The organism is Phycisphaerae bacterium, assembly GCA_035275405.1.
GTDB lineage: Bacteria > Planctomycetota > Phycisphaerae > UBA1845 > UTPLA1 > DATEMU01.
Window position 1 is genome coordinate 1 of record DATEMU010000013.1, and the last position, 25374, is coordinate 25374.

Annotated in this window: 20 protein-coding genes; 12 read left to right on the plus strand and 8 right to left on the minus strand. The window is 62.3% G+C overall.

The features are described 5' to 3' along the window. From VJZ71_15520 to VJZ71_15550, 7 genes are all read left to right on the plus strand, one after another. Positions 1 to 319: hypothetical protein (locus tag VJZ71_15520; protein ID HKQ49480.1), on the plus strand; the 319-nt coding region annotated here is incomplete at its 5' end. Then, positions 316 to 531, plus strand: a complete 216-nt coding sequence (locus tag VJZ71_15525; GenBank protein ID HKQ49481.1) for a DUF5989 family protein — start codon at positions 316 to 318, stop codon at positions 529 to 531. The genes VJZ71_15520 and VJZ71_15525, both read left to right, overlap by 4 nt. A 243-nt stretch (positions 532 to 774) precedes the next feature. Further along, positions 775 to 1080 carry a metalloregulator ArsR/SmtB family transcription factor gene (locus VJZ71_15530; protein HKQ49482.1) on the plus strand — a complete coding sequence of 102 codons (306 nt, stop codon included), beginning with the start codon at positions 775 to 777 and terminating at the stop codon, positions 1078 to 1080. 31 nt (positions 1081 to 1111) lie between these two features. Then, on the plus strand, positions 1112 to 3553 hold the full coding sequence (locus VJZ71_15535) for an FAD-dependent oxidoreductase (GenBank protein ID HKQ49483.1): 2442 nt from the start codon (positions 1112 to 1114) through the stop codon (positions 3551 to 3553). 131 nt (positions 3554 to 3684) lie between these two features. Then, entirely contained in the window at positions 3685 to 4083 is a 399-nt protein-coding gene (locus tag VJZ71_15540) for a hypothetical protein (protein ID HKQ49484.1), read from the plus strand. Continuing rightward, the gene (locus VJZ71_15545) at positions 4076 to 4333 is read left to right on the plus strand and encodes a DUF5985 family protein (GenBank protein ID HKQ49485.1); all 258 of its coding nucleotides are present in this window, start codon (positions 4076 to 4078) and stop codon (positions 4331 to 4333) included. Before VJZ71_15540 ends, VJZ71_15545 begins: the two co-directional genes overlap by 8 nt. 16 nt (positions 4334 to 4349) lie before the next feature. Beyond that, complete coding sequence (locus tag VJZ71_15550) at positions 4350 to 4610, plus strand: DUF5985 family protein (protein ID HKQ49486.1); 261 nt, start codon at positions 4350 to 4352, stop codon at positions 4608 to 4610. Positions 4611 to 4635: 25 nt separating this feature from the next. On the opposite strand, the gene VJZ71_15555 is transcribed toward VJZ71_15550, so the two are convergent. From VJZ71_15555 to VJZ71_15575, 5 genes are all read right to left on the minus strand, one after another. After that, complete coding sequence (locus tag VJZ71_15555; GenBank protein HKQ49487.1) at positions 4636 to 5820, minus strand: DUF1570 domain-containing protein; 1185 nt, start codon at positions 5818 to 5820, stop codon at positions 4636 to 4638. A 79-nt stretch (positions 5821 to 5899) separates the two neighbouring features. Continuing rightward, positions 5900 to 10027 (minus strand): cytochrome c biogenesis protein CcsA, encoded by a 4128-nt coding sequence (gene ccsA, locus VJZ71_15560; protein HKQ49488.1) that lies wholly within the window; start codon positions 10025 to 10027, stop codon positions 5900 to 5902. A gap of 63 nt (positions 10028 to 10090) precedes the next feature. Then, complete coding sequence (locus VJZ71_15565) at positions 10091 to 10960, minus strand: type II CAAX endopeptidase family protein (GenBank protein HKQ49489.1); 870 nt, start codon at positions 10958 to 10960, stop codon at positions 10091 to 10093. Further along, on the minus strand, positions 10957 to 12684 hold the full coding sequence (locus VJZ71_15570; GenBank protein HKQ49490.1) for a GH3 auxin-responsive promoter family protein: 1728 nt from the start codon (positions 12682 to 12684) through the stop codon (positions 10957 to 10959). The genes VJZ71_15565 and VJZ71_15570 overlap by 4 nt, the downstream gene beginning before the upstream one ends. A gap of 55 nt (positions 12685 to 12739) precedes the next feature. Further along, complete coding sequence (locus tag VJZ71_15575; GenBank protein HKQ49491.1) at positions 12740 to 13951, minus strand: alpha/beta hydrolase; 1212 nt, start codon at positions 13949 to 13951, stop codon at positions 12740 to 12742. Between the two features lie 90 nt (positions 13952 to 14041). Between VJZ71_15575 and VJZ71_15580 the strand changes: the two genes are divergently transcribed. The 4 genes from VJZ71_15580 to VJZ71_15595 all read left to right on the plus strand — a co-directional run bounded on the left by VJZ71_15580 (position 14042) and on the right by VJZ71_15595 (position 18886). Continuing rightward, positions 14042 to 15832, plus strand: coding sequence for a carbon starvation CstA family protein (locus VJZ71_15580; protein HKQ49492.1), 1791 nt, complete (start codon positions 14042 to 14044; stop codon positions 15830 to 15832). Positions 15833 to 16385: 553 nt separating this feature from the next. Then, entirely contained in the window at positions 16386 to 17183 is a 798-nt protein-coding gene (locus VJZ71_15585) for a hypothetical protein (GenBank protein HKQ49493.1), read from the plus strand. Positions 17184 to 17296: 113 nt separating this feature from the next. Next, the gene (locus VJZ71_15590; protein ID HKQ49494.1) at positions 17297 to 17872 is read left to right on the plus strand and encodes a hypothetical protein; all 576 of its coding nucleotides are present in this window, start codon (positions 17297 to 17299) and stop codon (positions 17870 to 17872) included. Positions 17873 to 18319: 447 nt separating this feature from the next. Then, positions 18320 to 18886: a hypothetical protein gene (locus VJZ71_15595; protein ID HKQ49495.1), complete on the plus strand. Its 567-nt coding sequence runs from the start codon at positions 18320 to 18322 to the stop codon at positions 18884 to 18886. A 77-nt stretch (positions 18887 to 18963) separates the two neighbouring features. On the opposite strand, the gene VJZ71_15600 is transcribed toward VJZ71_15595, so the two are convergent. After that, the gene (locus VJZ71_15600; GenBank protein HKQ49496.1) at positions 18964 to 20571 is read right to left on the minus strand and encodes a hypothetical protein; all 1608 of its coding nucleotides are present in this window, start codon (positions 20569 to 20571) and stop codon (positions 18964 to 18966) included. Between the two features lie 316 nt (positions 20572 to 20887). Beyond that, positions 20888 to 22789, minus strand: a complete 1902-nt coding sequence (locus VJZ71_15605) for a thrombospondin type 3 repeat-containing protein (protein ID HKQ49497.1) — start codon at positions 22787 to 22789, stop codon at positions 20888 to 20890. Between the two features lie 412 nt (positions 22790 to 23201). Between VJZ71_15605 and VJZ71_15610 the strand changes: the two genes are divergently transcribed. Then, the gene (locus VJZ71_15610; GenBank protein ID HKQ49498.1) at positions 23202 to 24320 is read left to right on the plus strand and encodes an aminopeptidase; all 1119 of its coding nucleotides are present in this window, start codon (positions 23202 to 23204) and stop codon (positions 24318 to 24320) included. 56 nt (positions 24321 to 24376) lie between these two features. On the opposite strand, the gene VJZ71_15615 is transcribed toward VJZ71_15610, so the two are convergent. Continuing rightward, positions 24377 to 25372 (minus strand): prepilin-type N-terminal cleavage/methylation domain-containing protein, encoded by a 996-nt coding sequence (locus VJZ71_15615; GenBank protein ID HKQ49499.1) that lies wholly within the window; start codon positions 25370 to 25372, stop codon positions 24377 to 24379. Positions 25373 to 25374: the final 2 nt, after the last annotated feature.

Consider the following 25374-nt stretch of genomic DNA (forward strand, 5'->3'; position numbering starts at 1 on the left):
GCCGGGCGAGAAGCTGTTTGAAGAGCTGAGCGTGCGCGGGGAGGACATGAGCCCCACCCGTCACGATCAGATATACATCTGGCGCAATCGCAAGGAAGACTGGACCCGGATTTGCCGTGTGATCGACGAGCTGGTGGCGGCGGCCGACATGCTTCCAGCCGAGGCGCTGCGGGAGCGGCTCTGTGCGATCGTTCCGGAATACAGCCCCGAACCTCTGGGGGATGCAACGCGGCGCACGCAGAGCGCGACTTCGACCGTTGCCCCAGAGAACATGCGTCCGGTGACTGAGACCGAAGGCGCATTCGGAATTCCATCATGACAGACAATCCAACAGAGTCGCCGGATCAGTCGAACGACTTTCAAAAGGCCGCGGAAGCGGAGCGGATGGGCCTGGCCGCGGAGTTCTGGGATTTTCTCAAGCACAACAAGAAGTGGTGGCTCCTGCCGATCCTTCTGGCCATGGTCGGCATCGGCGTCATCATCGCCCTCGGCTCGACCGGCGCCGCGCCGTTCATTTATCCGCTGTTCTAATCGTCCGCCTCGTTCGCCCGCTCGGGTGGCACGGTCTCGCAGCAGCGAGGCCGTGGTGTCCCAACGCGCCGAAATCCAACACGGCCTGCCCGTTTCACGGACAGACTGTGCCATCCCTATCTCCAACTGAGAGTTCGTGCCGGCCGCATGGTTCGCCGCCCGGCGCGGGTGCGATAAGCCCCGCCGCCGTCCGATGTTGCGGCGGACGCTTGACATATCATAAACTCATGATATAATGATTATATGATGAATAAGCGACCCGCCCCGGAAATCCCCCACGCCGTCCTGGCCCGCTGCGCCGCCGCCTTTCGCGTCCTGGCCCATCCCCACCGGCTCAAGATCGTCGAACTCCTCGCCCACCGTCGACTCTCCGTCGGCGAACTCGCCCGGCGGATCGATCTGCCCCAGGCGGCGTGCAGCCAGCACCTCAACCTCATGCGGGCGCACGGTCTGCTGGCCGCCGAGCGCAACGGCAAGATTGTCTATTACAAGGTCGCCAACCCCAGTGCACTGCACATCATTGATTGCATCCGAAAACAGGAAATGTGAGATTGACCGGACAAGTAAAGGAATCTGCATCATGTCCTCCATCAAGAAACTCGTCATCATCGGCGGTGTGGCCGGCGGCGCGACTGCGGCGGCCCGGGCCCGGCGGCTCTCTGAAACAACGGAAATCGTCGTTTTCGAACGCGGTCCCTACGTCTCCTTCGCCAACTGCGGTCTGCCCTATCACGTCGGCGGCGAAATCGCCGATCGCGCCAAGCTCCTGCTCCAGACGCCCGAGAGCCTCAAGGCCCGGCACAACCTCGACGTCCGCGTACGGACGGAGGTCGTGGCGATCGATGGCGCCCTTAAAAAAGTTCGGGTCCGCAGCCTCGACGACGGTCGCGAGTACGACGAACCCTACGACAAGCTCATCCTCGCGACGGGCGCCGCGCCGATCCGCCCGCCGCTGCCCGGCATCGACCATCCGAAGATCTTTACGTTGCGCAACATCCCCGACATGGATCGGATCAAGGCGGCGGCCGATGTCGCCAAGTCCGCCCTCGTCATCGGCGGCGGGTTCATCGGACTGGAGATGGCCGAGAACCTCCGGCGAAAAGGCCTGACCGTCCACCTCGTCGAGATGCTCGACCAGGTCATGCCGCCGCTGGACAAGGAGATGGCGGCCGCCGCGGTCGAGCAACTCGCGCTGCACGGCGTGGACCTTCACCTCTCCAACGCGGTCGAGTCCTTTGAGGATGCCGCCAGCGCGGTGACCGCAAAGCTCAAGAGCGGGACTTCGCTCACGGCCGATCTCGTGGTTCTGTCCATTGGCGTTCGGCCGGAATCGGGCCTTGCGAAGGAGGCCGGCCTGAAGATCGGAGATCGCGGCGGCATCGTCGTGGACGAGCACCTGCGGACCAGCGACTCCGACATCTACGCCGTCGGCGACGCCGTCATCACCAGGGACTACATCACAAACGCCGACACGATCATCCCGCTCGCCGGTCCCGCCAATCGCCAGGGACGCATCGCCGCCGACCACATCTTCGGCCGAAGCAGCGTCTATCGCGGCTCGCAGGGCACGAGCATCGTCCGCGTCTTTGACCTGGTCGTCGGGATGACCGGTGCAAGCGAAAAAGTCCTGCGCAAAGCCGGGCTCGACTACGAAAAAATCTACCTCCATCCCGCACATCACGTCGGTTACTTTCCCGGCGCAGAGCAAATGTCCATCAAGCTTCTCTTCGCGAGGCCGGACGGGCGGATTCTCGGTGCGCAGATTACCGGCGGCGAGGGCGTGGACAAACGGATCGACGTGCTCGCGACGGCCATCCAGGCGCGGATGACCGTTTACGATCTGGAGGAGCTGGAACTGGCCTATGCGCCGCAGTTCGGCGCGGCCAAGGACCCGCTCAACATGGCGGGCTTCATCGCGGCCAACGTCCTGCGCGGTGACGTGAATATTGTCCACGCCGATCGAATCCCGGACGGCGTCTTGCTCGACGTCCGCACGAAGGCGGAGCACGACGCCGGCGCGATTCCCGGTTCGCTGCACATTCCCATTGACGAAATTCGCCGGCGGCGCTCGGAACTGCCCGCAAATAGAGCCATCATCTCCTACTGCGCCGTCGGTCAGCGCGGTTACACCGCCGCCCGCGTCCTTTCGCAACTCGGCTTCGATGTCGCCAATCTCTCGGGCGGCTACAAGACCTACAAGGCCTTTCATCCGATGCCGCCGGCCATGGCTCAACCGGCGCCAACGGCATGTGGCACGCCGGCACCGAAAACTACGACTCCGGCGACAAGGGAACTGGACGTCCGCGGCCAGCAATGCCCCGGCCCGATCGTCGCGCTCTGCGACACGCTCAAATCGCTCCATGACGGCGACGTACTTCGCGTCCGGGCCTCCGATCCCGGTTTTGCGACGGATGCGCCCGCCTGGTGCCGCCAGACCGGCAACGAATTGATCGAAGTCCGCCCCGAAAACGGCCATTACGTCGCCACGATCCGCAAACACGCCGTCGCCGCCCAACCGCAGCCCGCCGGTGGACCCTCTTCGATGGGGCCTTGCAACGACAAGACCATCGTGGTCTTCTCCAGCGACCTGGACCGGGTGATGGCCGCCCTGATCATCGCCAACGGCGCCGCCTCGATGGGCCAGAAGGTGACGCTATTCTTCACCTTCTGGGGGCTCAACGTGCTTCGCAAGCCCCGCACATCGACTCACGGCAAGCCGCTGCTCGACCGCCTGTTCGGCCGAATGATGCCCGCCGGCATTGAGAAGCTCTCGCTCTCCAGGCTGAACATGGGCGGGATGGGGACGGCCATGATGAAAAAGACGATGCGTGACAAGCGCGTCGCCGCGCCGGCGGATCTCCTGAGATCGGCGATGGCCGGCGGCGTCCGCTTCGTCGCCTGCGCGATGTCCATGGACGTCATGGGCATTCGCCGCGACGAGCTGATCGACGGGATCGAAGTCGGCGGCGTCGGCGCCTATCTCGATGCGGCCGCACGGGCCGACGTTAACCTCTTCGTGTAGCCACCATCGCACATAAAAAATATTTAATGTCACCTTTCGGACTTCTCCACTCGGCTCGATGTCCGTAACATCGAGCTGGGTGGGGGGAGTCCGCGGTCAGGCGAAGCGGGACAACGGAGGAGCACGGCGCGTTGACACCCGATCCGATCCCTCTGGAGGTCCGAAGCTTTATCTCCGAGCACATGCGCTCGATCAGTGGGATCCGCCTGCTGCTTCTGCTGCACGTTGACCCGCAACGCGAATGGACCGCTCAAGAATTGGCCCATGAGCTGCGCGCCGCTTCGGAATGGGCGGAACGCGAACTCAGGCTGCTGCTCGCGCAGGGCCTGGTCGCGAATTCGGACAGCCAACCCGCCCGATTCCGCTACGCGCCGCGGACCGAGGCCCTATCGAACCTCGTCTCCCAATTAGCGGCAATCTATCCGGAGCGCCGGCATTCGATCATCCAGATTCTCTTCTCGGTGCCGACCGACTCCATCCAATCCTTCGCCGACGCGTTTCGGCTCAGGAAGGAGAACCAAGATGGCTGAGGTGGTATACGCGCTTTGCGGTCTCATGAGTCTCGCGTGCGCGGTGTTGCTCTGGCGCGGCTACCGCCGGACCCGCGCCCGGCTGCTCCTTTGGAGCAGCCTGTGCTTCATCGGCCTGACGGGCAATAATTTGCTTCTGTTTATCGACAAGGTGGTCCTGCCCGACGTCAACCTCTCGGACCTGCGCGGCTACATGGCGCTCGGCAGCCTGCTCTTGTTGCTATATGGCATGATCTGGGATGCGGAGTAAGCGGGAGGCCCTTCTTATGCAGGAATTCACCTACGGGGCGCTGGTCATGGCCAGCGCGATCATCAGCCTGTTTTTCCTGAGATATTGGCGGCGATCGCGCGACACCCTCTTCATTTACTTTTCCGCCGCCTTCCTGGCCCTGGGACTCAACTGGCTCGCCCTCGCCTTCGCCGATCGCGACGAACCGCAGACCTCTCTGTACATCATGCGCCTCCTCGCCTTCGGTCTGATCGTCATCGGCATCTGGAACAAGAACCGCCGCAGTTCCACGTCATAAGCCCCCCGGAAGATGCAATCACCCGTCAGCGGACCCTCTTCATCCAGCTCTTCCACGCATCCTCCCACTTGCGGTCCAATTTGCCGAAGGCGGTCTCGAAGTCCTTGATCTCTTGTTCGGGCGTCGACTTGTAGGTCTTGGGGCGTTTGTTAATGATCTCGACGTACGCCTTGACCTGGTTGCGCTTGGCCCGGTTGAGGTAGTGAACCAGGGCCCAACTCTGGGCGTACGCCTGACCGATCGTCGCCGGGCCGAACCAGCCGGCGTGCGAAATGAATTCCTTCACGGGGACAAGGCCCTTGGCCTGCTCCAGGGCCTGATACTCCTTGAGCCGGTCGGAATTGAGTGCGCCGAAATTGGCGCTGGTGCCCGTGCTGATCGGCTCGAACATCATCGCCGTGCCCTCGGCAAACCAGCGCGGGTTGGCGATGAAGACCTTCGGGTTGTGAAAGCCGATGTTCCACAACACCTGATGGGCGACCTCGTGCTGAACGATGGATTCGCTCACGTCCCCGCCGATCGTCGTGCTCCAGTTGGCGTGGCTTCGCGCGTTCTTGATCTCCTGGTTGATCTGCCGCCGCTCCTGCGGCGTAAGATTGCCCTGCTTGAGCCGCCCCTTTAACTGGTCGATCTTCGCCTCGGCGTCCTGGCGGGCTTTCTTGAAACTGTCCTGGTTCCGGAAATTGTAGAACATGCTGATGTTCAGTTCGGGCACATAAACACCGGGCGTCGACTGCGGCATCTCTCCCACGCCGACTTTCTTGGAGTGGCCGTTGTAGTCGCCGTGCTCCTCGAAGTAATAGATGATGAGCTTCTTCTTGGGGGCGTGGGCGTCGAATCCCAGTTTCTGGGTGTACTTGATGCAGGATCGATAGGTCTGCTCGATGGCCAGTCCGAAGGTCCTCACGTCCTCGTCACTCGTGTTGTACACGACAGAGTAGTGCATCGTTCGCTTGAGCTTGAACGCTTCGTTTCCCAGCTCCTTGAGCGCCTTCTTCTCGGCCGCGGTGTCGGCGGGGATGTCCGACATTTCCACTTTGTCGCGGCCCGGCGATGCGTCCTTCGTCGATTTCGACGATCCGGACTTTGAAGATTTGCGAGACTTGGACGGCTCGCCATCCTGCGCCGCAGCCGGCCCCGCGAGCGCCAGCGTCAGAAAAAACGCACCCAGTAGGATGAAAGAAATAGCCGTTGCGGAACGTCGGTGCATTGGAAGACCTCCTTGGATCCCGGCGTCGGCGGTCTTGCGCGGTGAGGCCCGCCCGTCGAAAAGGGAGATTATACCGTCATTATGCGTAGCTGTGCAGGCCCACGATGTAAAAATTCACCACCCACCAGTTGAACTGCATCGCCGCAAAGCCGAAGACCGACAGGACGCTCGTCCACAAGGCCCGCTTGCGCGTGACGAACCGGGCATGGATCAGGATGGCGTAGATCAGCCACGTATTAAGGGCAAAGACCTCCTTCGGGTCCCAGCCCCAGGGCCGGCCCCAGGAATAATCCGCCCAGACCGCCCCGAGAACCAGACCCACGAATAGCGCGATCGTGGCGGTGTAGAGCAGCACGCGATGGGAAAGGTCGAATTCTTCGAGCAGGTTGGCTTTAACCGGGAAGCCTTCCGCAGCGACCACCGGGGCTCGCTCGCGCGGGCGCAGCAGCATCCCGCACAGTCCGCGGGCCAGGAAGATGCCGCCGCCGATCAGACCTATAAAGGCGGTAATGAAGTAGGGCACGCTGAGCGCGTCCATGTAGCCCATCTTGGCCATGACCAGCGTGGCGATGGCGCCGGCCTGTGCGCCGATGGTCCCCTGCGCCAATGCGGATCGATCGCGGAACGCGGAGACAAAGAGGTAGCAATTGGCGACGCCGAAGGCCAGCGTAATGACGGCGTAGCTGGAGATGATCAGGACGGTGTGGATGCGAAGCATGATGTCATCGAGGATGGGCATCATGCCGCCGAGCTTGTTATCGACGACGTTGGGCAGCAGTTCCGGCAGCGCCAGGGCAAAGAAGCCCAGCAGCGCGGAACTCAGGAGATACACCCGCTTTTTCAGGAACAGTTCGAGGACCAGGCCAAAGACCGCGCCGACCCAGGTGGAGGAGACGACCGCCTCGTACATGTTGGCGACGGGGATGCGGCCAATGACGTTCCAACGCATGGCGATATCGACGCCGTGCAGGCCAACCGCTCCGAGGAGGAAGATGAGCCCGACGACCCGGACCCATCCGTAGCGCGTCGCGACAGCGAAGATCGAGACAAAGAACGCGACGATGTAGCAGACCCAGCCGTAACGGATGAGTCCGATGCGGCGGTAGGTCACCTCGGCACTGCGTTGCGCCGGCGTCGGATAGAGCCCGGCGGGGGCCAGCGTCGGGAGCAATTGATCGAGGCTTTTGATCGAAGCGTTGATCCCGGCGACATCGCGGGCCAGCCAGGCCTTCTTCCAATTGGCGTAGAGGGCAAAGAGATCCGAGCCTCCGCCGGCCGGTAGACTCATCGCATGTTGATCGAGTTCGCCGACGGAAATCCAGGGAGTATCGTGCTCGCCGCCCGGATTGGGGACGATCGTGCAGGTGCGGGACAGGCTCTGATAATGACCCAGGGCGTTGGACAACCGGTCCATCGCGGTTTTCTTGAGCATGTCCATCGACATCTGCTCAATCCGCGCGGAGACCTGGGGCGAGGCAAGAAAATCGAAGCTCACCATGCCTGTTTTCACGATTCGCGATTGCTCCTCATCCGTCACCTGGACAGGATGCGCGGTCAATTCCTTGAGCAGCGCCCGGTCTTTGATATAGATGATGGGCTGGTCGTGGTAGGCGTTGACGTTGAACATCAGTTCGACCGCGGCAACGACGGGATCGAGCCCGTAGAGCGGCTTGGCCCCGTGGACGCTCTTGACGGCGTCGCGGGCCCACGAGTCGATGGTGGAGTAGCGCCAGCTATGCTGGATGGCCAGCGAACCCAATGTTTGAACATCGATCTCCGGCGCGACTGCAGCCAGTGGTTGAGCTGTAATCGGAAGTTCTTCAACTTCGTCTGGCGAGCAGCCCGTTGTAATCCAAGTGCAGACCGCAAGAAGCCAGATTAGGGCCGTCTGGACAGCGACCGGTCGGCGCAACGCCGGCGAAGTCCGCACGTCGCCCGCGCCGCCCTCGTCATCCTCGTTTTTCATTTTCGCGAACTCCTGCTTGCGGCGCCGGATCAAAATCGGCTTAACGCAGAACGCATACAGCATGCCCAGAGTAATCAGCGTGCAACCGGCCAGCATGGTCAGTACGCCCTGACGATTCCCAACCCCCAGAACGGTCCACGATTCATGGTCGCCCGACGCCTGCGACTGGAAGAGCGTCCACTCTCCCGCGCGCGCCGTGTTGTTCAACCACGCCTTGTCGCGCACGACGGCGTTCGAGTCGAAGTCCTGTTTGCGAATATGGCTCGCCCAGCCGCTGGGCTGTTGACGCCCCGGATAGAAGTCGGTCTGCAACCATTCCAGCGCGAGCCGCGCGGGCAGCGGGCGAATCGCTCGACCGTAGATGAAACGCAGTTCGCCCAACTCGGGCACATTCGCCACGGCCGTCGGCGCCGTCCCATCGTGCATGGTGTTATACAGACTGAAAGGCACCCATATGCGCCGTTCCCAGTCGCCCTTGGTGGAACGAAGGTGGACGCGGATGGCCGATTCTCCGCGGCGGACCGTGCCGAACGGCCGGCGGTTGCGCTCGGGAATGACTACTGCCTGAGTCTCGAAACGCGGGTTCGTGATGTAATCGCTCCAGACGAATGTCGACCCGCTCTCCGATTGCTCCGTCGCCTTGGCGGCGAGGGGCTTGACCGTCCGCTTGCCGCCGGGCGCGGTGTGAATCAATGTCGGCGCGAGGAACTCGCCGGCGACCACCACGTAGCGATCGCGCGAGGCATCGAAGTAGCGCAGTTCAATATTCTCATCAACGAGGGCCTTGGCGGGATCGATCCGCTGCCCCTGTCGGTCGCGATCCTGATTGAGCGCCGGGTAGCGGTCCAGCACGGATCGCTGGAATTTCTGATTCGGCCCCTCTACCCACACGAGGGCGATGGGCGTGCGCGCATTCTGAAACCCGACACTCATCAGCGGCCAGCTCGGCTGCAATTGCTCGATGGAGAGCGAATACTCAGTGCCTTCGACCTTGATCGATTGGCCCTCGCTGACGTAGAAGGTCTGCCTGACATTCTTGTCTTTGACAAAGACCTCCAGCACGTGGCGACCGGCGACGGACTTGGTCCATTCGGCGTCGATGTCCTTGTCCGCATCAATCCAGCGAAACTCCGCCATCGGGCCGGCCGGCAACTCGATCATGGAGCGATCGGGCATCTGCGGGACCACCCAGTCGGAAATCGCCGGATTGGCCGAAGCCAGCCCCAAACCCATGCGGGCAAGCGGCATGACGCGTTCTCCGCCGGGGACCGGCCGCGGTTCGAGCTTGGCATAGGGCAGGTAGCCGTCGATCGTGATCTCCACCGGCCAGTCCGTGCTCATCGCCCGCTGCGGATCGCTGAGCGCGATCGGCATCCGCCAATACTCGAACGGTCGAAGCGCCAACTGGCGATCGGATTCGACCACCTTTCCGCCGATGTCGACGACGGGCTCGTCCGTGGGGATGAACCGCTCCTTGTAATAGGGCAGCCCTGGTATTTCGAACGTCTCGGTGTGCCCCCGGCTCTCGATGGCGAGGATCGGCGTGGTCTCGTCGTAGAAGGAGTCGGCGATATTGGCGGGGGCCAGGGCCAGCGCGAGCTTGTCGCCCAGCTTGGCGAATGCGCCGCCTTCCTTGGATTGATCCAGCTCGATCGTCTGTTCGGGGCCGTCGCCGACGGTCGCCTTGAGCGTAACGCGCTGCGCCGTGGTCAGCCCCTGATGGCTGACGGACGTCACCTGCACGCGATGGCGGCCGCCGAGGGCCGGCATCGTCGTTTCCCAGGTCTTGCCTTCCCGCGCGACGAATTGACCGACGACGGCCCGCTCCGGATCGCTGCGGAAGCGATCGACGGAGATCACGCGGATCGCCGGGGCGTCGAGCCAAACATCGCCCTCCACCTTGCGGCCGAAATAAACGACGCTGCCGGCGCAAAGCAGAAGCAGTCCGGTGTGCACGGTCAATACACCGAGATTGCGAAGATTGAATTTGATCCGCCGAAGCGTAGTGACGACGAGCGTGACACAGAACAGGCCGATGATCGTCACGAAGAGCCAGTGGTTGAAGTACTGAAACTCGGTCAGTTCGAATTCCTGCCGAAAAATGGGCACGGCCGAACCGACCGCGGCGTACACGACGATGGCGGCAATCCAGAAAATACCCAGCCAGATGCTGTCGAAAAGATTGATGATGGACGTGAAGGGGTTAGCCCGACGCCCGACGTCGAAATTTCGCATTTCCATAAAGAATCACATTCTAGCCGAGGTTCCCGCGGCACGCCCGCGCCCGAAAACGAGACATTCCGACTATGGCATGCTCGTTGGTGCGCTGGTCGCCTGCTCCAACAACTCTGGCAAAGTCCTTTCCAGCCACGGAATTAGGGCCAAACCGATCGTATCAAACGCCGCATGGGCAAGGATCGCCGGCCACAGGCTTCCGGAGCGGATAACCACCATAGCAAAAACTATGCCAACGCTGGTCGTCTGGACGACGCCGATAGGCCCCTGGTAGAAGTGAAGGAGGCCAAACACCAGGCTGCTGATCAGCACCGCGGCGACGTTGGAGCGAAAAAGGGCCTTGAGCCTGCCCAAAATGAAGCCGCGGAAGAGCACCTCTTCGTGGAGTCCCACAAAGGCGGAAAAGAAGGCCGCCTGCCAGATCGCCAGGTGCGGCACCTCTGCAAAAAACTCCGCTCGTTCTTCAATGAGGCCTTCCATGCTTCGGCCGGCGATCCAGATGAAAAGCGGTACGGTAATCAATAGGGCCGCCCAACATACCGGGATCGCAAGGGATGCATAGCCCAGCACGCGCCAGGGTGACGCACGCACCAGCCCGACGGCAGCCGCCGATTGACGGCGCACACGCACGACCAGGGCCACGGCGATCAGCGCCATCACTCCGATGCATACGCTGACCCATAATGGGCCCAATGTCGGAAATTGCCGCGAGAGCATGTCGGGGATCCCGGTCGTAAAAAGGCCGACCTGGAGTAGAAAGTTGAGGACAATGATCGCCAGGATGTCGAGGCCGGCCTGAACTCGCGTCATCGCCGGGGCCCAATCTCCTCCCCGCGCCATCGGAGGCGGTTCCTGCGCCGGCACCGCTGCCATCGGTCGCGCGACAGGTCGCGCAGCCGGCGCGAAGTCTTGCGGCGGCATATCTTGTGAGTGCATCATGTCGCAGATCCGGAGTTTAGTCGCCCGGGCGACTGGTGGACGGCCCCCACCGCCGCCCGATCGACCGCCAACTGCGCAAGATCACCGTCCAGCTCCGGCCGCGACAGAAGGTATTGATGTTTGAACTGCTCGCTGGTGCCCGATCGGGCGCGGCGAAGTTCCATGTCGCGCTGCGCCAGGGCGCCGGCAGGCAGGCCGACCGTCTCCACCTCTCCGAGACGCAGCGTCGCTCGCTTGGAGCCGTACTCAAGGTTGATCTTCGACAGGGCCTCGTCCACACGGCGGGCCAGCGCGGCCTCCGCTCGAACGCTCGCGGACTCCACATACAGGCGATAGTAGGGCGGGTCTGCCCAGCGCGGCGCCAATACGAAATCTACGATTTTCCCGGTGGCCGGGCTCGCCGCCTCCATGGCCGCCACGACCTGATCTTCCGTAAGTTTCTCTCCGGCCATCGAAGAGCTATGGGCATCGCGGCTGAGGAACTCGATCAGCGGGGCCTCGCCGACCCGCCGGACCACGCGAATGCGATCTCCCAAATCGTACCGATACAACCCGCTCGCGTTGGTGAGGACGATGAAATACTCCTCGTCGATCGTCAATTCGTGACTACGAACGACCGTCGGATTCGATCCCCCATATTCCGACGCCGGGATAAACTCGAAGAACTGGCTCGTCACGGCGAGGATCCCCGCTGGGGTGTGGTCATCCACCGGGATCGACATCCGCCCCTCGCTGGCGATCAACCCGATATCGCGGGCCGGGACGTCGCCGAAGTAACGCGGAAACTGATCGCGGTACAGGCCCATCGTCCCGCCGGTCCAGTGGGCAACATACCCCAATCGCCAGTAATGCTTGGGATACAGCGCGCCGTGCTTCGCGACAATGGTCTCCAGCCGCCGGGCGCAGTCCGGATCAGGTTCGAGTCGGGAATGGAGCGCCGCGCGGATGCCCCCGTCGACCGCCATCGATGCGCTGAGTGTCCCGTCATGAATATCGCGGATCAACTGTTCGCGGTGCTCATCGCCGGTCTTAGCCAGCAACAGGAGCGTGGCCGGGTTCGCCGTGACAGCCCAGGCCACGTCGCGCGGGATCGCCAGCCGCATAATGGTGTAGTACTTCGCGACGGAATCGGTAATGTTCGCAACGCACGGGGGCGAGGTGTAATAGCGCCGAACGAGGCGCTTTTGCGTCGCGGCCAGGAGTCCCGTGATGGCGCCGCACGGCAGGCCCGAGGGCGACGAGTGATCGTTCATCGGGCTCGTCACCTGCAGAATATGGCGAAGCATCGTCCCGGGATGGTCGAGCAGCGCCTTGAGCCCCCAGATATTCCAGCCGGCGCGGCAGTCGGCCAGCACGCGCGGCGTGATCGGGATGTACTTGGGCCGCGCCGTGGTCCCGCTGGTCAGGGCAAACATGAGGATTCGCGTTTGCGGCGAGAAGAGCGCGCCGACGTGGCCATTTCGGACCTTTTCGATGTACGGCTCCAAGTCGGCGTACGAACGGATCGGGACCTGCCTCGCAAATTCGCGATAGTCGCGGATGGATGCCAGCCCGTGGTCCCGGCCGAAGTCGCTGCCCTCCCCCGCCGCCAGCAGCTCCGCCAGCAGGTCGGATTGCACGCGCGTGGCGTTCGCGACCGCGCGCGAAAACCGGCGCGTGATCGACGCCGCATGCAGCGCGCCGATCTTGGCGAGGACCGAATCCAGGATGGATCGTGAGGGCACAGCGGAGATTCTACCCGCCGTTGCGATGAGTGGACATCCGGGGGAGTCGTGCGGCTTACAAACGATCGGATGTCGCGGGTCCCGAAGCAGGCTCGGCGGGAACCAGCCGCGGCGGAAGCCGGTCCTGCGGCAGACCGACGATTCTCGCACTCTTGGCGCGGTCGGAGGACGCATCATCGTGGCGGAACATCTCGCTCAGCGCGGTCTCGACGAAGAGGCGTTCGTTGTAGATGTTGGCCACGTCTTCATGACGCGACAGATAGCGGCCGAAAAACTGCACCGTCCGTCGGGCGTACTCCGCCGGTAGCACGTCCACTGACTGATTATGCTTCGCGCCGCGGACGACCCAGAGGAACTTGGGCTGCGCGGTCAGCGCATACAAGAGTCGCGACTGCTCGACGGGAATATAGCTGTCGCGCTCGCCGTGAATGAGCAGCATCGGGCGCGGCACCATCCGCATCAGCGACTTGCGAACGGAGGGGTAGGTGCATCCCAGCTTGATTCGACAGGTGAGGAACAGGCACCAGCGCAGGAAACGCCAGAACTCCGGCGGGTGGTTCTCATACACGATCTTGACCTTGGCGAAGATCTTCGCCCAGCGCCGCATCAGGTGCTCCAGTGTGCAGTCGCTGGAAAACGCGCCGTCCGTGATGATCGCCTTGACCGACGCGTTCTGGGCGCTGGCCAGAATGGCCGCGCACGCCCCCCGCGAAATCCCGAACAGGCCGATCTCGATCGGCCGGCCGTGGTCTTCGAGCCATTGCTCGATGTACGAGATCGCCCCGGTCATGTCCGCCACTTCGCGGTCGCTGGTCCATTGGCGGGGGGTGTAGCCCTCTTCGGGCGAGGATTGGCCGTGTCCGCGGAAGTCAAAGGAGAACACATCGTATCCGGCGGCGATCAGAGGCCGGCAATAGCGTGCACAACTGTAGCGGTCGCTCTTGAACTCCGGGGCGAAGATGATGATCCCGCGACGCTCGACGTTGGGCGGCGGGTGCATGAAGACGCCCCGTAGGCGCACGCCGTCCGCCGCATAAAAATCCTTCTCGTCGCCCGGGATGCGGTCGAAGCCGAACTGCGGCGCGGACAGCGGCGGCTCCGTGTCGCGGATGATATTCAGGCAGATGCGCAGGTATTTCACCAGGATCAGGACCGGGATGATGACCAGCAGGACCAGAGTGAGGAAAATGGAGAACAGGGCCCAGTTGTGCGAGACAACCGTCCAGACGGAGGCCGTAACTAAAGGTGAAAGCGAACCCGAAACCATGACCGCGCCGCTCCCGAATCAACCAAACAGCATCTTAGCATGCCCGTCAAGGGCCGACCAGGCAAAGTCGAACTTCGGTATAATTCCCGCATGAACTCCCTACTCGCCGTGGTGGTTCTTTCGGCCGTCTGCCTGCTCGTCGCCTATCGCGTGTACGGGCGGATTCTGGCCCGGCTGCTGCGGCTGGACCCCAACGTCGCCACGCCCGCCGTCGCCTTGCGCGACGACGTCGACTACGCCCCCATTGAAACGAAGTTCCTGCTGAGCCAGCACTTCTCGGCCATCGCCGCGGCCGGGCCGATCGTCGGACCCATCCTCGCCGGTGTCATGTTCGGATGGCTCCCCGCGCTGATCTGGATCCTGATCGGCTCCATTTTCATCGGCGGCGTCCACGACATCACGTCGCTCGTCGCCTCCATCCGACATCGCGCCCGGTCCATCGCCGAAGTGGTCCGCGAGCACATGACCCGCCGCTCGCACGTCCTGTTCCTCGCCTTCGTCTGGTTCGCGCTCGTCTACATCGTCGTCGCCTTCACCGACATTACCGCGTCGAGCTTCATCGGCGCGATCGCGCTCGAAAGCGGACAAGTAGTCAGCGGCGGGGGCATCGCCACGTCCTCGCTCCTCTACCTCGCCCTGCCGGTCATCATGGGCTTGCTGCTGCGCTACACAAAGCTCTCGCTCAACCTCGCGACGATCATCTTTCTCCCGCTCGTCGGCGTGGCAATCTGGGTGGGTCAGTACATCCCCTTCGATGTCGCGTCGATCCTCTCCACCGACGCTGCGACGGCCCAGAAAGCCTGGGGCGTCGCGCTGCTTGTCTACTGCTTCATCGCCTCCATCCTCCCCATGTGGCTCCTGCTCCAGCCGCGCGGCCATCTCGGCGGCTACTTCCTCTACGCCGCGCTCATCGGCGGTTCGCTCGGTCTGGCCCTCGGCGGCGGTCGCGTGCAGTACCCCGCCTTTACGGGCTGGGAGACGCCGCGCGGCGACACGCTCTTCCCCATGCTCTTCATCGTAATCGCCTGCGGGGCCTGCTCCGGTTTTCACTCCATCGTCGCATCCGGCACGACTTCCAAGCAACTCCGCCGCGAGACCGACGCGAAGGCGATCGGCTACGGGGCGATGCTCATGGAAGGCATGGTCGCAGTCATCTCGCTGGCGTGCGTGATGCGACTGGCGCCCGATTCGCCGCTGCTGGGAGGTGGCAGCCCGCGGCCCAATTTCCTCTATGCGACCGGCGTCGGCAGTTTTCTCGAAGTGCTCGGCATCCCCGCGGCCTTCGGCGTCTCGTTCGCCCTGATGGCCTTCACGACGTTCGTCTATGACACGCTGGATGTCTGCACGCGCCTGGGCCGCTATGTCCTGGAGGAATTGCTCAACTGGCACAGCCGAGCCGGCCGTGTCGTCACGACCGCCCTGACGGCCGGCGTGCCGCTGTTCTTCCTGCTCCGGCAATCGACCGACGCCTCCGGCAAGATCGTCCCCGTCTGGCGGGTCTTCTGGGACCTCTTCGGCGCGAGCAACCAACTCCTCGCCGCCCTGACGCTCCTCGGCGTGACGGTCTGGCTCTGGCGCACCCGCCGCGCCAAATGGGTCTGGTACGTGACCGGCCTCCCGACGGTCTTCATGTACGTGATGAGCATATGGGCCCTGGTCCGCATCATCGCCCGCCACTTCGGCCCGAGCGGCCTGACGTCCGACCCGGTCCCGTGGGTGGCGGTGGTCCTGGTCGCCCTGGCGCTGATGATCCTCTGGGAGGCAGTGAAGCTGTTCGGCGCAGCAAGGCCGCCGCCGAGTGCGGGGGGAAAGCGGGCGTCCCGCCCGCAGGTACCCCAGGTAGTTCACCCGGCGGCCCCCACCCCATCGCCCTCCGGTTAGAAGGTCGACGACGTGATCGACGCCGAGTTTGAGGTGAGGAAATAGGGGCGAAAAGACCGGAACTGGTGCTTCTCAGGCCGTTTCAACGGCCTTCCCCGCAGGGCCATTAGGCCAGGGCTTTAGCCCTGGTCAACGAGACGACCCATTCACGAACCCCTCCACCCCCCTCTGCCCGCCCGCCGCGCGGGCGGGCAGAGGGGGGTGGGGGGTGTCATGGTTGCGGCACCGATCACCCAGCCCTAAAGGTCTGGGCTAGCAGCCCGCCTGCGGCGGAAATCCCGTTGAAACGGGGTGTGTCGCGAATCTGCCTTCGTAATGTTGCTGCCACGCCATGATCGAAGAAGTCCAGGAAGTAATAGAAAAACTCTAACCATCGAGCGCCGCCATAGTTAGAAACTTCACGAGCGCCGAGCCAAGTCATTCCGACCGAACGTATTCGCCTCTTGCATCGTCTTTTCTTCAGACCGATCGTGTTGTCATAGTCGTGTGACACACCCTTTCGCTGAATCGACGTCTGCCCTATATGCCCTAGGCGGCACACAGGAGATACTTCATGCGTTCATGGCTTCGCGAACTCGACCTCCTCCTCCGAGGACAAAAGACCGCCGTACGCGAACTTGCCGAGGGTCGGATTGAACTCCCGCTTCGCATGTTCTTCCCGATCGCGATCCTCATGGGAGCAATCTACGGCGTCTTCATGGGCTTCTTCGCCGTATTCAACGCCACGCCAGGCGGCTACAAGCAACTACTCGCCTCTACCCTCAAGCTTCCCGCGATGTTCCTGCTCACGCTCATCGTGACATTCCCCTCTCTGTATGTCTTCAACGCACTTCTTGGCAGCCGACTCTCGTTTCTCTCGACGCTTCGACTCCTCGTCGGGGCGATTGTGGTTAATCTCGCCGTCGCTGCATCGCTGGGCCCAATTCTGGGATTCTTTACGCTCAGCACAACGAGTTATTCGTTCATGATTCTTTTAAACATCCTCCTACTCAGCATCGGCGGCATTGTCGGACTCGGCTTTCTGCTGCGGACACTTCGGCGTCTTTCCATCCTTCACGCGAGCCAGCAGATTCAAGCACCGGCGGCGGACGATACCGATAGCACAAAGGCCGAATCGACGACCATCTTATCGCCAGAGCAACAATTCTCCCCGCCTGAACACACACTGGGCCAGGCCCGCTCGATTTTTCGCGTATGGATCATCATCTACGCACTGGTCGGCGCCCAAATGGGCTGGCTACTCCGACCTTTTATCGGTAGCCCCAATCTGCCCTTCGCGTGGTTTCGTGCTCGCGAGGGCAACTTTTTCGAATCTGCGTTCCTTCATCTTCGCGCGCTCTTTTCACAATAGTGGACGATGGTGCGACGATGCTTCTGGCACTTCAACGAACGGATGATCTGCTTCGGGGCGCTGGACCATTCGCCCCAGCGGCCCTGAATCGGCCCTGGTGGTGGCTGCCCGCGATGATCGTTGCCATCTCCCCGATTTATGGCGCGTCCATGGGCGGTTTCAGTCTCGATCTCGGCGCTGGGCGGCTATGGCTAGTATTTTTCTCGGCGGTCAAGTTACCGTTGCTCTTGCTGGCCACGACCGCACTCTGCCTTCCTGTCTTCTACGTCGTGAACGCCGTGGCGGGACTTCGCGATGACTTCCCCGAGGCCCTTCAAGCAATATTCTCCGGACAAGCGGGTCTGGCAATCGCGCTCGCTTCACTCGCACCAATTACAGCTTTCTGTTATGTCTCAGGCTTGGGCTATCAAACGGCATTGCTACTGAATGCCGCAATGTTTGTCTTGGCAACCTGCGCCGGGCACGTTATCACCGTGCGCTACTACCGCGTCCTGGTGAGGCGTCGCGGCCTTCATACACTGATGGCATTACTCTGGTTCGTACTTTACGCATTTGTGGGAATTCAGATGGCCTGGATGCTAAGGCCCTTCATCGGCGATCCCAGTAGCCCACCGGCATTCTTCCGGCCGGAACCATTCAGTAACGCGTACATCGTCGTCGGAAACCTGCTCCTGCGAAGTTTTTGGTGATGGGATGCTGCCCACGCCCTAACCGATGCACCTATCCTAACCCCTCCCCCACTCGCCAATTAAGGAATTCCTCCAAAAAACTCGTCAATTGAGGGAGCGCTGAGCAAGAGTGGAGGGCAGGGAACAAGAAAAGAGCGGCGAAGCCGTCGTCTCATAGCGAACGGCGAATGGCCTTGCCTCGGAGATTCCGTGCCATGATTGCGCCATTCATGCTTTCGTCATTCGTAGTTCGTAATTCGACATTGCGCCCTGCCTCCCGTCCCAGCAAATCCCAGCCAATATCGCCTCCCAAAAAAAGTCTCTGCGCCTCTGTGTCTCTGTGGTTCCCAATCTGCCCATTCCGCATTCCGAATTCCGCGTTCCGCATTCGCTCCATCCCATTCAACTTTATCAGGCTAGTTCAACCACTTAAGTTTTTTTTCTGACCCCGAAAAAAGGAGGCCGACAATGCCCGACACCATCACCGAACTCTGCGACGCCATCGACCGGATGGAAAGCCGCTCCTCCATCCTCACCAAAATCGAACCGCAGCTCCGCCGCCAGATCGTCCAGGCCCTCATCAATCGCCAGCCCCCGACCTTCCACGACGTCTTCGACTTCTTCAAGCTCGACGGTCACGGTGTCAGCTACACCGCCTTCTACTATTGGGCCCGAAAAATCAAACGCTTCGCCGCCCTCTTCGAAATGAGCCGCACGCTCGATGAAAAAGAGGACTGCGCCGGCATGTTGCCCCGCATCCTCGCCTCGCGCGTCCTGGACAATTCCCTCGACGACCAGGTCGATCCGGCGGTGCTCCGGCGGCTCATGGAGACCTACCGCGTGGCCTGCTCCATCGAAATGGCCAAAAAACGCCTCGACTTGCAAAAGCAGCAACTCGACGCGAGTCGCGAACTCGACAAAGCCGCTGGCAACAAGGACATCCTCCGCCTCGCCCGCCTCATCGCCCGAACCAAGCGCGACATGGACAAGGACCCCGCCGCGCCGCCCCCGAAGCCGAATCAATCGCCGCCATGATCCGCCGCGCCGCGCCGAGTTCATGAATGCGTCTTTGGGGTCTTGGCGCTGGAAGGCGAACCCGTCGATCCGCGACTCTAGCCTGGAAACTCCTGAGCCTTCAGCGCGGCTCCGACCTCTTCCGGTTTCGATATTGCGGCGAGCAGTCGCAGTTTGTGCCAACTGACCATCGCACCGAGAGCGAGCATGCTGAAACCCGCGAGGATCAGACCTGCGGCGTTGGGGCGAGCGCCGCTGAAGCTCCAGTCCACGATGGCGGCAAGACCGTGCCCGCCGGCAACGAATCCGGCGAGGGTGCGATAGCGCGTCCAGCGCCACAATTGCCCTAGGACGAGAAGGACAATCACAAGGATTCCCAGTTGAGCAGCGATCCATCGATCAAGTTCCGGCGCCGTATCCAGTGTCCATGGGACGGTCGCAAGGAATGCGACGGGGGCAAAGCGGATCCACCAGGACGGTCGGCGAAACAGCAAGTGGGCCGCGATCCAGGCGCTCCAGCCGGCGGCGAAAGTGATGATAAGAGCGTCGGCGTACGATTGCTGCACAAGCATGTAGGTCGCGACAAACTGTATTGCCGTTGCGGCGAGCGCCTCCAGTCGGGACCGGAGCATCCAGGCGATGGCGACGAAATAGACCGCACTAGCGTACATCAGAACGGGAACTCTCATTGACGCAATGACCACCGGCACATCGATCGGTCCATGAATCGCGCGAAAGGCGGCCAGGGCCAGCGCGGCGCATCCCGCATGAAGCAGCACCCGATAGCGGTGCAGGTGATAGCCGAACCACCAGGACGCCGCGGCGATGGTGGACATCGCAATCAAGGGATCGCGAAGCCACGGCGGCAGTCGCGCAACGGGCACATCCGGATCAAAAGGCTGTTGCGCGATGAAGATGGCGATTCCCGGTATCACCGTGGCCAATGCGAACAGGACTTCGTAGGCGCTGGATGTCGGCGAAAGCCATCGAAAGATCACGACGGAAAGCGCGACGAGCAGGGGTGACCCGTAGAACAGCGAAGCGTGGCAGAAGAAGCCGTAGTTCATCCCGACGAGGTTCGCCGTGGTTGCTGCGATCGTAATGGCCAGGAAAACCGCTTCGTTCGAGGACCGGAGTACTCCGAGGCAGCCCAGGACGATGGCTGCAAAGATCCACCAAGCCGCAAAGAGGGCGATTTCATTCCATCCCGAATTCGATTCCGGGATCTTGAGGAGCGGAGCAGCCGCCGCCAGGAGAATTACACAAGAACCGGCGACGATTTGTGCGGCCGAGCTCATCCGAATGTGCAAGGCGCGAAGACAGAGCCGCAATTCGCCGATGGCGATCAAACATGCTCCTGCCGCCACGTAAACTCCCAGCGAGGGGCGCAGTGCCGTCATTTCGATCGTCGCCACCATCGGCCCCGTCCAGAACGCCGCCGCCACCAGCAACAGCGATGGCCGGTCTTCCGGAGAGCGCCCCGCCCGATGCAACACGAAAAGAATGCCCGAGACCGTCCATTCGTAGAGTTGCAATACGGCGAGCGTGACGAGAATGAGTTTGACGTCGCCCGTGGGCTGAGCGGGCCCGACGAGCAGCAGCCGGCTGCCGACCGCCATAAGACATGCACTGATGAGGTAACTGGGGTTACGGAGGATCACCCATTCACAAAACTGCCGAATAGTAAGAGGTTCTTCTCGGCTCATGGACCAATCTCCTTTGCAGCTTGGTCCCCTCCGCGCGCGGATCGTCCGAGCGCATTCCTCTATTGCGTACAATCCAGTCCGAAGCAGAGGCGATGGAGCGATTTGGTCCGGCAATGGGGGAATGAATAAAGGCGTCAGGACGATGGTTCGGACCAGACCCTGGTAACTCGCCCGCTTCTAACTGATATAGGGACTCGATTCCTGGAAAGTCAATTGCGCTTGCGCAGAAAAAACAACATCTCCGGGGGCCTGTTCACCAGACCGACCGGAGATGTTGTGTCTGCGCTTCGCTAAGGCGCGATTGCCGCGCCGGCGATCAGAAGTACGCCAGCAGGTCGATCATCAGCCGCACCTCGTCAGCCAGGGCCGTCTTTTCCGGCGACGAACTCATCCAGTCCGGCGGGGGCATCTCATCGTCGATGCGCTCCAGCAGGCTGTTGAGGGCCGCGGTTGCCCCGGCATAGTCGCCAATGGCAATGAGGTTCGCGGCCTCGCTTGCCCGATTGGCGAGCGCGTTGCGCCGGCCCGAGTTCGCGTTGCCGTTCGGGCCATTGAACTGGCTCAGGTTGAGATCCAAGACCTCGGTGGAGAGATCCCGCGTGGCCTCCTCCAGAAAGCCGCTGGTCACACCGGGCTGATTCGGCAGCGGATCGACCGAATCGCCGACGCCGTCGCCATCCGTATCGGAGTTGCAGGGCGACGTGCCGAGCGTAATCGACTCAAACCCGTCGGAGAGGCCGTCGTTGTCAGAATCCGAATCGAGCGGGTCCGGGCAACCGCCGCCCATGGCCATATCGACCTCGGTGCCGTCCATCAGGCCGTCGTCGTCCGAGTCGGGATCAGTCCGATTCGTCCCTTCGGTCGTCTCGTCGTCGTCGGCGAGACCGTCGTTGTCATCGTCGGGATCGCAGGCATCGCCGAGATCGTCGCCATCGAAGTCCGCCTGATCGGTGTTGGCATTCGTCGGGCAGTTGTCGACATCGCCGCAGACGCCATCTCCGTCGGCGTCGTTGGCCGCGTCGTTCGGACAGGCATCGCACGCATCGCCGAGACCGTCGCCGTCGCCGTTGGCCTGATCGGAGTTCGCATCGGCCGGGCAATTATCGACGTCCGCACAGTGGCCGTCGCCGTCGGCGTCGTCGTCCGGATCGAGCGGGCAGGCATCGCAAGCGTCGCCGTTGGCATCGCCATCGGTATTCTCCTGGCCCGCGTTGGCAGCGGCGGGGCAGTTGTCGATGCAGTCGGCGACGCCGTCGGTGTCGCCGTCGGAGTCGGGAACGCCACATCCGCAAACGCCGGGGCCGGTCTTGTTGGGATCGGCGGGGCAGGCATCGTTGCAATCCGGTACGCCGTCAAAGTCGCCGTCGGTGTCGGGCGTGCCGCAGCCGCAAACGCCGGGGGCCGTCTTGTCGGGGTCGGCCGGGCAGCCGTCGTTGCAATCGGGGGTGTTGTCGCCGTCGGAATCGGTATCCGGAACACCGCAGCCGCAAGCGCCGGGCGCGGTCTTGTCCATATCGTTGGGGCAGCCGTCACACGCATCGCCCAGCGCATCCCCGTCAGCATTGGCCTGATCGGCGTTGGGCGTGGTCACGCAATTGTCGGTCGCATCGGGCACGCCGTCCGTGTCGGCGTCGAGCAGCGCGAATCGGAGGTTGTCCATCACGCCGGAGAAGGCGGCGACATCCACGCTCGCGATCGGCGTCGTGGACGTGATGCCGATGAACCCATATTCGAGAAAGCCGCAGCCTGTTCCATCAATGAAAGGGCCGGTGAACATGGCGGTCTCGATGACCGCGCCGTTGATGTCTTTGGCCGTGAAGGTCGCGTTCTGAAAGGCAATGGCGACGAAGACGCATCCAAAGGCGCTGACGGGCGGGTTGAAGACCATGGTCTGGGTTTGCGAGGCGACCAGGCCGTAGGGCGTGGAGCCGCCGGCGAAATCCTGCACGAAGCGAAAGCAGGAGTCGCTGTCCCGCGTGAGCCGGGTGCTGGGCAGAAACGAGACGCCTTGCGCGGCGTATTCGGCGCTGGGCAGTGTCTGGCTGGAGAGAATCGGCGCGAACGGGACGCCGGCGCCGTTTTGCTCGAAGGTGAGGTGCGTGTGCGGGATGGAATTGAAATAGCTGGGGTCAGTGATCGGCGCGGCGTGCGCGCTTCCTGCGCCGATCATGACGCACAATACCATCGCCAGTGAAAGCGTTACATGCAGGGTTCTCATAGACATTCTCCACGGTAATTGGACCACGGGTAAGGGACAGAATGCCCCGGATACGTAATGGAACATTGAGTAGGAAATGCGAACCGCCCCTATCGATGCGCGAGGCATCGATCGGGATTCTCGGGACAGATTGCGGCCGAGCCTGCAGAAGGATCGCATCGACACCCCGCTCCGATTTGATCCGGCGAAACTCAATCGAGCGCTAGGGTATATACTTACACAATTGCGATTCGTAATCAAGGGTTTTCGCACAGTGGGTGTGTGAAAAAATGAAAAAACACGCCCTTGGCGCAAAGATTGCGCGTCTAAGAGGTCAGATAGTCAAGGAAATGCGCGCTCGGAAACGGAACATCAGGCAATCTGTTAGGATGCCGTGGCTAGCCGGTGCGCGAGAATCTTGAGAGAGGATGCCATGTTCGATCCCCGAATGACCAAGCTGGCCGATGTGCTCGTCAACTATTCCTGCGCCGTGAAGGCCGGGGAGACCATTCTCATCGAAGCGATAGATGTCCCGCATGAGTTCACCTGCGAATTGGTCCGCACCGCGCGGGCGGCGGGGGCCGTGCCAGTTGTCAAGCTCGAATCGAACCAGATTCGGCGGGCGATGATGCTGTCCGGCAGCCGCGAGGGCTGGGACATCATCGCCGACCACGAAGAGGCCTTGATGAAGCGGATGGCCTGCTACATCGGCGCGCGCGGCAATCCCAACGTCAGTGAACTGTCCGACGTCCCGTCCGACGCCCAGGGGCTGTATGAAAAGTCGGTCTGGCAGCGCGTCCACATCCAGATGCGCGTGAAGAAGACGCGCTGGGTGGTGATCCGCTGGCCCAGCCCGTCGATGGCCCAGATGGCGGAGACGTCCACCGAGGCGTTCGAGGATTTCTATTTCAATGTCTGCACCATGGACTATCGCAAGATGTCCGCGGCCATGAAGCCGCTGGCCGAGCGGATGATGAAGACCGACGTCGTGCGGCTCGTCGGGCCGCGCGACACGGACCTGACCTTCAGCATCAAGGGAATTCCGGCAGTCCCGTGCGACGGTCAGCGGAACATCCCCGACGGCGAGGTGTTCACGGCGCCGGTGCGGGAGTCGATTAACGGGGTCATACACTTCAATTCACCAACGCTCTATCGCGGGGAGACGCACAACGACGTGCGGCTGGTTTTCAAGAATGGGAAGGTGATCGAGGCGACGAGCACCAACACGGCCAAAATCAATGAGGTGCTGGATGCGGACGAGGGGGCGCGTTACGTCGGCGAGTTCGCCATCGGCTTCAATCCCTATTGCACCAAGCCGATGAAGGACATTCTCTTCGACGAGAAGATCGCCGGCTCGATCCACCTGACGCCCGGCAACGCCTACGACGAGGCCAACAACGGCAACAAGAGCAGCATCCACTGGGACCTGGTGCTGCGGCAAACGCCGGATGTCGGCGGCGGGGCCATGTACTTTGACGGCGTGCTCGTACGCAAGGATGGCCGATTCGTGTCGGACGAACTCCTGCCGCTCAATCCCGAGAATCTCAAATAGTCCGCTTCTTGGGCCGGACCGCATCTTCAAGATTCAGGTTGGTCGACGAGTATCCGTTAGGACGGCGGAAGAGGCGGATCATCGTCGCGGCCGGAGAGGCTGAACCAGTGATTGTTCGGTCGCAGCACGCCGGGGTCCTCGTCAGCGAACGCGCCGTCGGAGCGAATGCGATAGCCGATCGCGTGCGGAAGGACGGTTTCGCCGTGACCGTCGCAGAAGACGGCGTTTGACTTTCCGAGATGCCGCGGATCGACGCCCGTCCGCGGGCTGCCCGGATCGCCGGACCCGCGCTCGGACAGCGCCGTCAGCCGCGGCGGGTCGAGCGTCCAGCCGTGATTGCCCATGTTGTTGAAGCCGGTCCCGTTGTTCATATAGCTCTGGCGGCTCGCCGCCGGGACGCCCGCCGCCGTGCCCATGCAATCCGTCGCCATCACGGTGCTGCCGAAGCTGGCGATCCGCGAGCGGTTGATGGGGAAGTTGTGGAACTTCCCGTCGGTCTTGCGGGCGTTGCCGAGGAATTGGTGATTGTAACCGTAACCGTGGTTGCGCTCGTCCTTCCAGTCCCCAACGGTCGGACATTGATAGACCTTGCTGTCATAGTCCTGGCGCTCGAAGTCAGTCCGTGGGGCATCGAAGGCGTAGATACCGACATACTTGCCGACGGTCGCGATCCAGCGCGGGCGGATCTTCATGCCGTTGCCGACGTCGTACCAATTCGCAGGGTTCGATGCGCCCCCGCCGGCATTGCCATAGCGACCGGGAGGGCAGATGTCGTCGTTGTCGTCGGCGTAGTGATTCCAGCCCTGGCCGAGCTGGCGGAGGTTGTTCATGCACACGGTCGATTGGCCCTTCTGCCGCGCGCCGGAGAGGGCGGGTAGAAGGATGGCGAGAAGCAGGGCGATGACGGAGACGACGACGAGGAGTTCGATGAGGGAGAAGCCGCGGCGGGTGTGGGACCCGCTAATAGCCGGTCCGTCACTGGCAAGTAGCTTGTGCCAAACAGGCTTGTTTGCACCGGCTATTAGCCGGTGCCACACTGGCTCTTTGCCCATTG

Bases quoted from the DNA above. Each gene is read 5' to 3' on its own strand.
- VJZ71_15525 (HKQ49481.1), top strand. From the start codon at position 316: ATGACAGACAATCCAACAGAGTCGCCGGATCAGTCGAACGACTTTCAA.
- VJZ71_15530 (HKQ49482.1), top strand. From the start codon at position 775: ATGATGAATAAGCGACCCGCCCCGGAAATCCCCCACGCCGTCCTGGCC.
- VJZ71_15535 (HKQ49483.1), top strand. From the start codon at position 1,112: ATGTCCTCCATCAAGAAACTCGTCATCATCGGCGGTGTGGCCGGCGGC.
- VJZ71_15545 (HKQ49485.1), top strand. From the start codon at position 4,076: ATGGCTGAGGTGGTATACGCGCTTTGCGGTCTCATGAGTCTCGCGTGC.
- VJZ71_15550 (HKQ49486.1), top strand. From the start codon at position 4,350: ATGCAGGAATTCACCTACGGGGCGCTGGTCATGGCCAGCGCGATCATC.
- VJZ71_15555 (HKQ49487.1), bottom strand. From the start codon at position 5,820: ATGCACCGACGTTCCGCAACGGCTATTTCTTTCATCCTACTGGGTGCG.
- ccsA (HKQ49488.1), bottom strand. From the start codon at position 10,027: ATGGAAATGCGAAATTTCGACGTCGGGCGTCGGGCTAACCCCTTCACG.
- VJZ71_15565 (HKQ49489.1), bottom strand. From the start codon at position 10,960: ATGATGCACTCACAAGATATGCCGCCGCAAGACTTCGCGCCGGCTGCG.
- VJZ71_15575 (HKQ49491.1), bottom strand. From the start codon at position 13,951: ATGGTTTCGGGTTCGCTTTCACCTTTAGTTACGGCCTCCGTCTGGACG.
- VJZ71_15580 (HKQ49492.1), top strand. From the start codon at position 14,042: ATGAACTCCCTACTCGCCGTGGTGGTTCTTTCGGCCGTCTGCCTGCTC.
- VJZ71_15585 (HKQ49493.1), top strand. From the start codon at position 16,386: ATGCGTTCATGGCTTCGCGAACTCGACCTCCTCCTCCGAGGACAAAAG.
- VJZ71_15590 (HKQ49494.1), top strand. From the start codon at position 17,297: ATGATCGTTGCCATCTCCCCGATTTATGGCGCGTCCATGGGCGGTTTC.
- VJZ71_15595 (HKQ49495.1), top strand. From the start codon at position 18,320: ATGCCCGACACCATCACCGAACTCTGCGACGCCATCGACCGGATGGAA.
- VJZ71_15600 (HKQ49496.1), bottom strand. From the start codon at position 20,571: ATGAGCCGAGAAGAACCTCTTACTATTCGGCAGTTTTGTGAATGGGTG.
- VJZ71_15605 (HKQ49497.1), bottom strand. From the start codon at position 22,789: ATGAGAACCCTGCATGTAACGCTTTCACTGGCGATGGTATTGTGCGTC.
- VJZ71_15610 (HKQ49498.1), top strand. From the start codon at position 23,202: ATGTTCGATCCCCGAATGACCAAGCTGGCCGATGTGCTCGTCAACTAT.
- VJZ71_15615 (HKQ49499.1), bottom strand. From the start codon at position 25,372: ATGGGCAAAGAGCCAGTGTGGCACCGGCTAATAGCCGGTGCAAACAAG.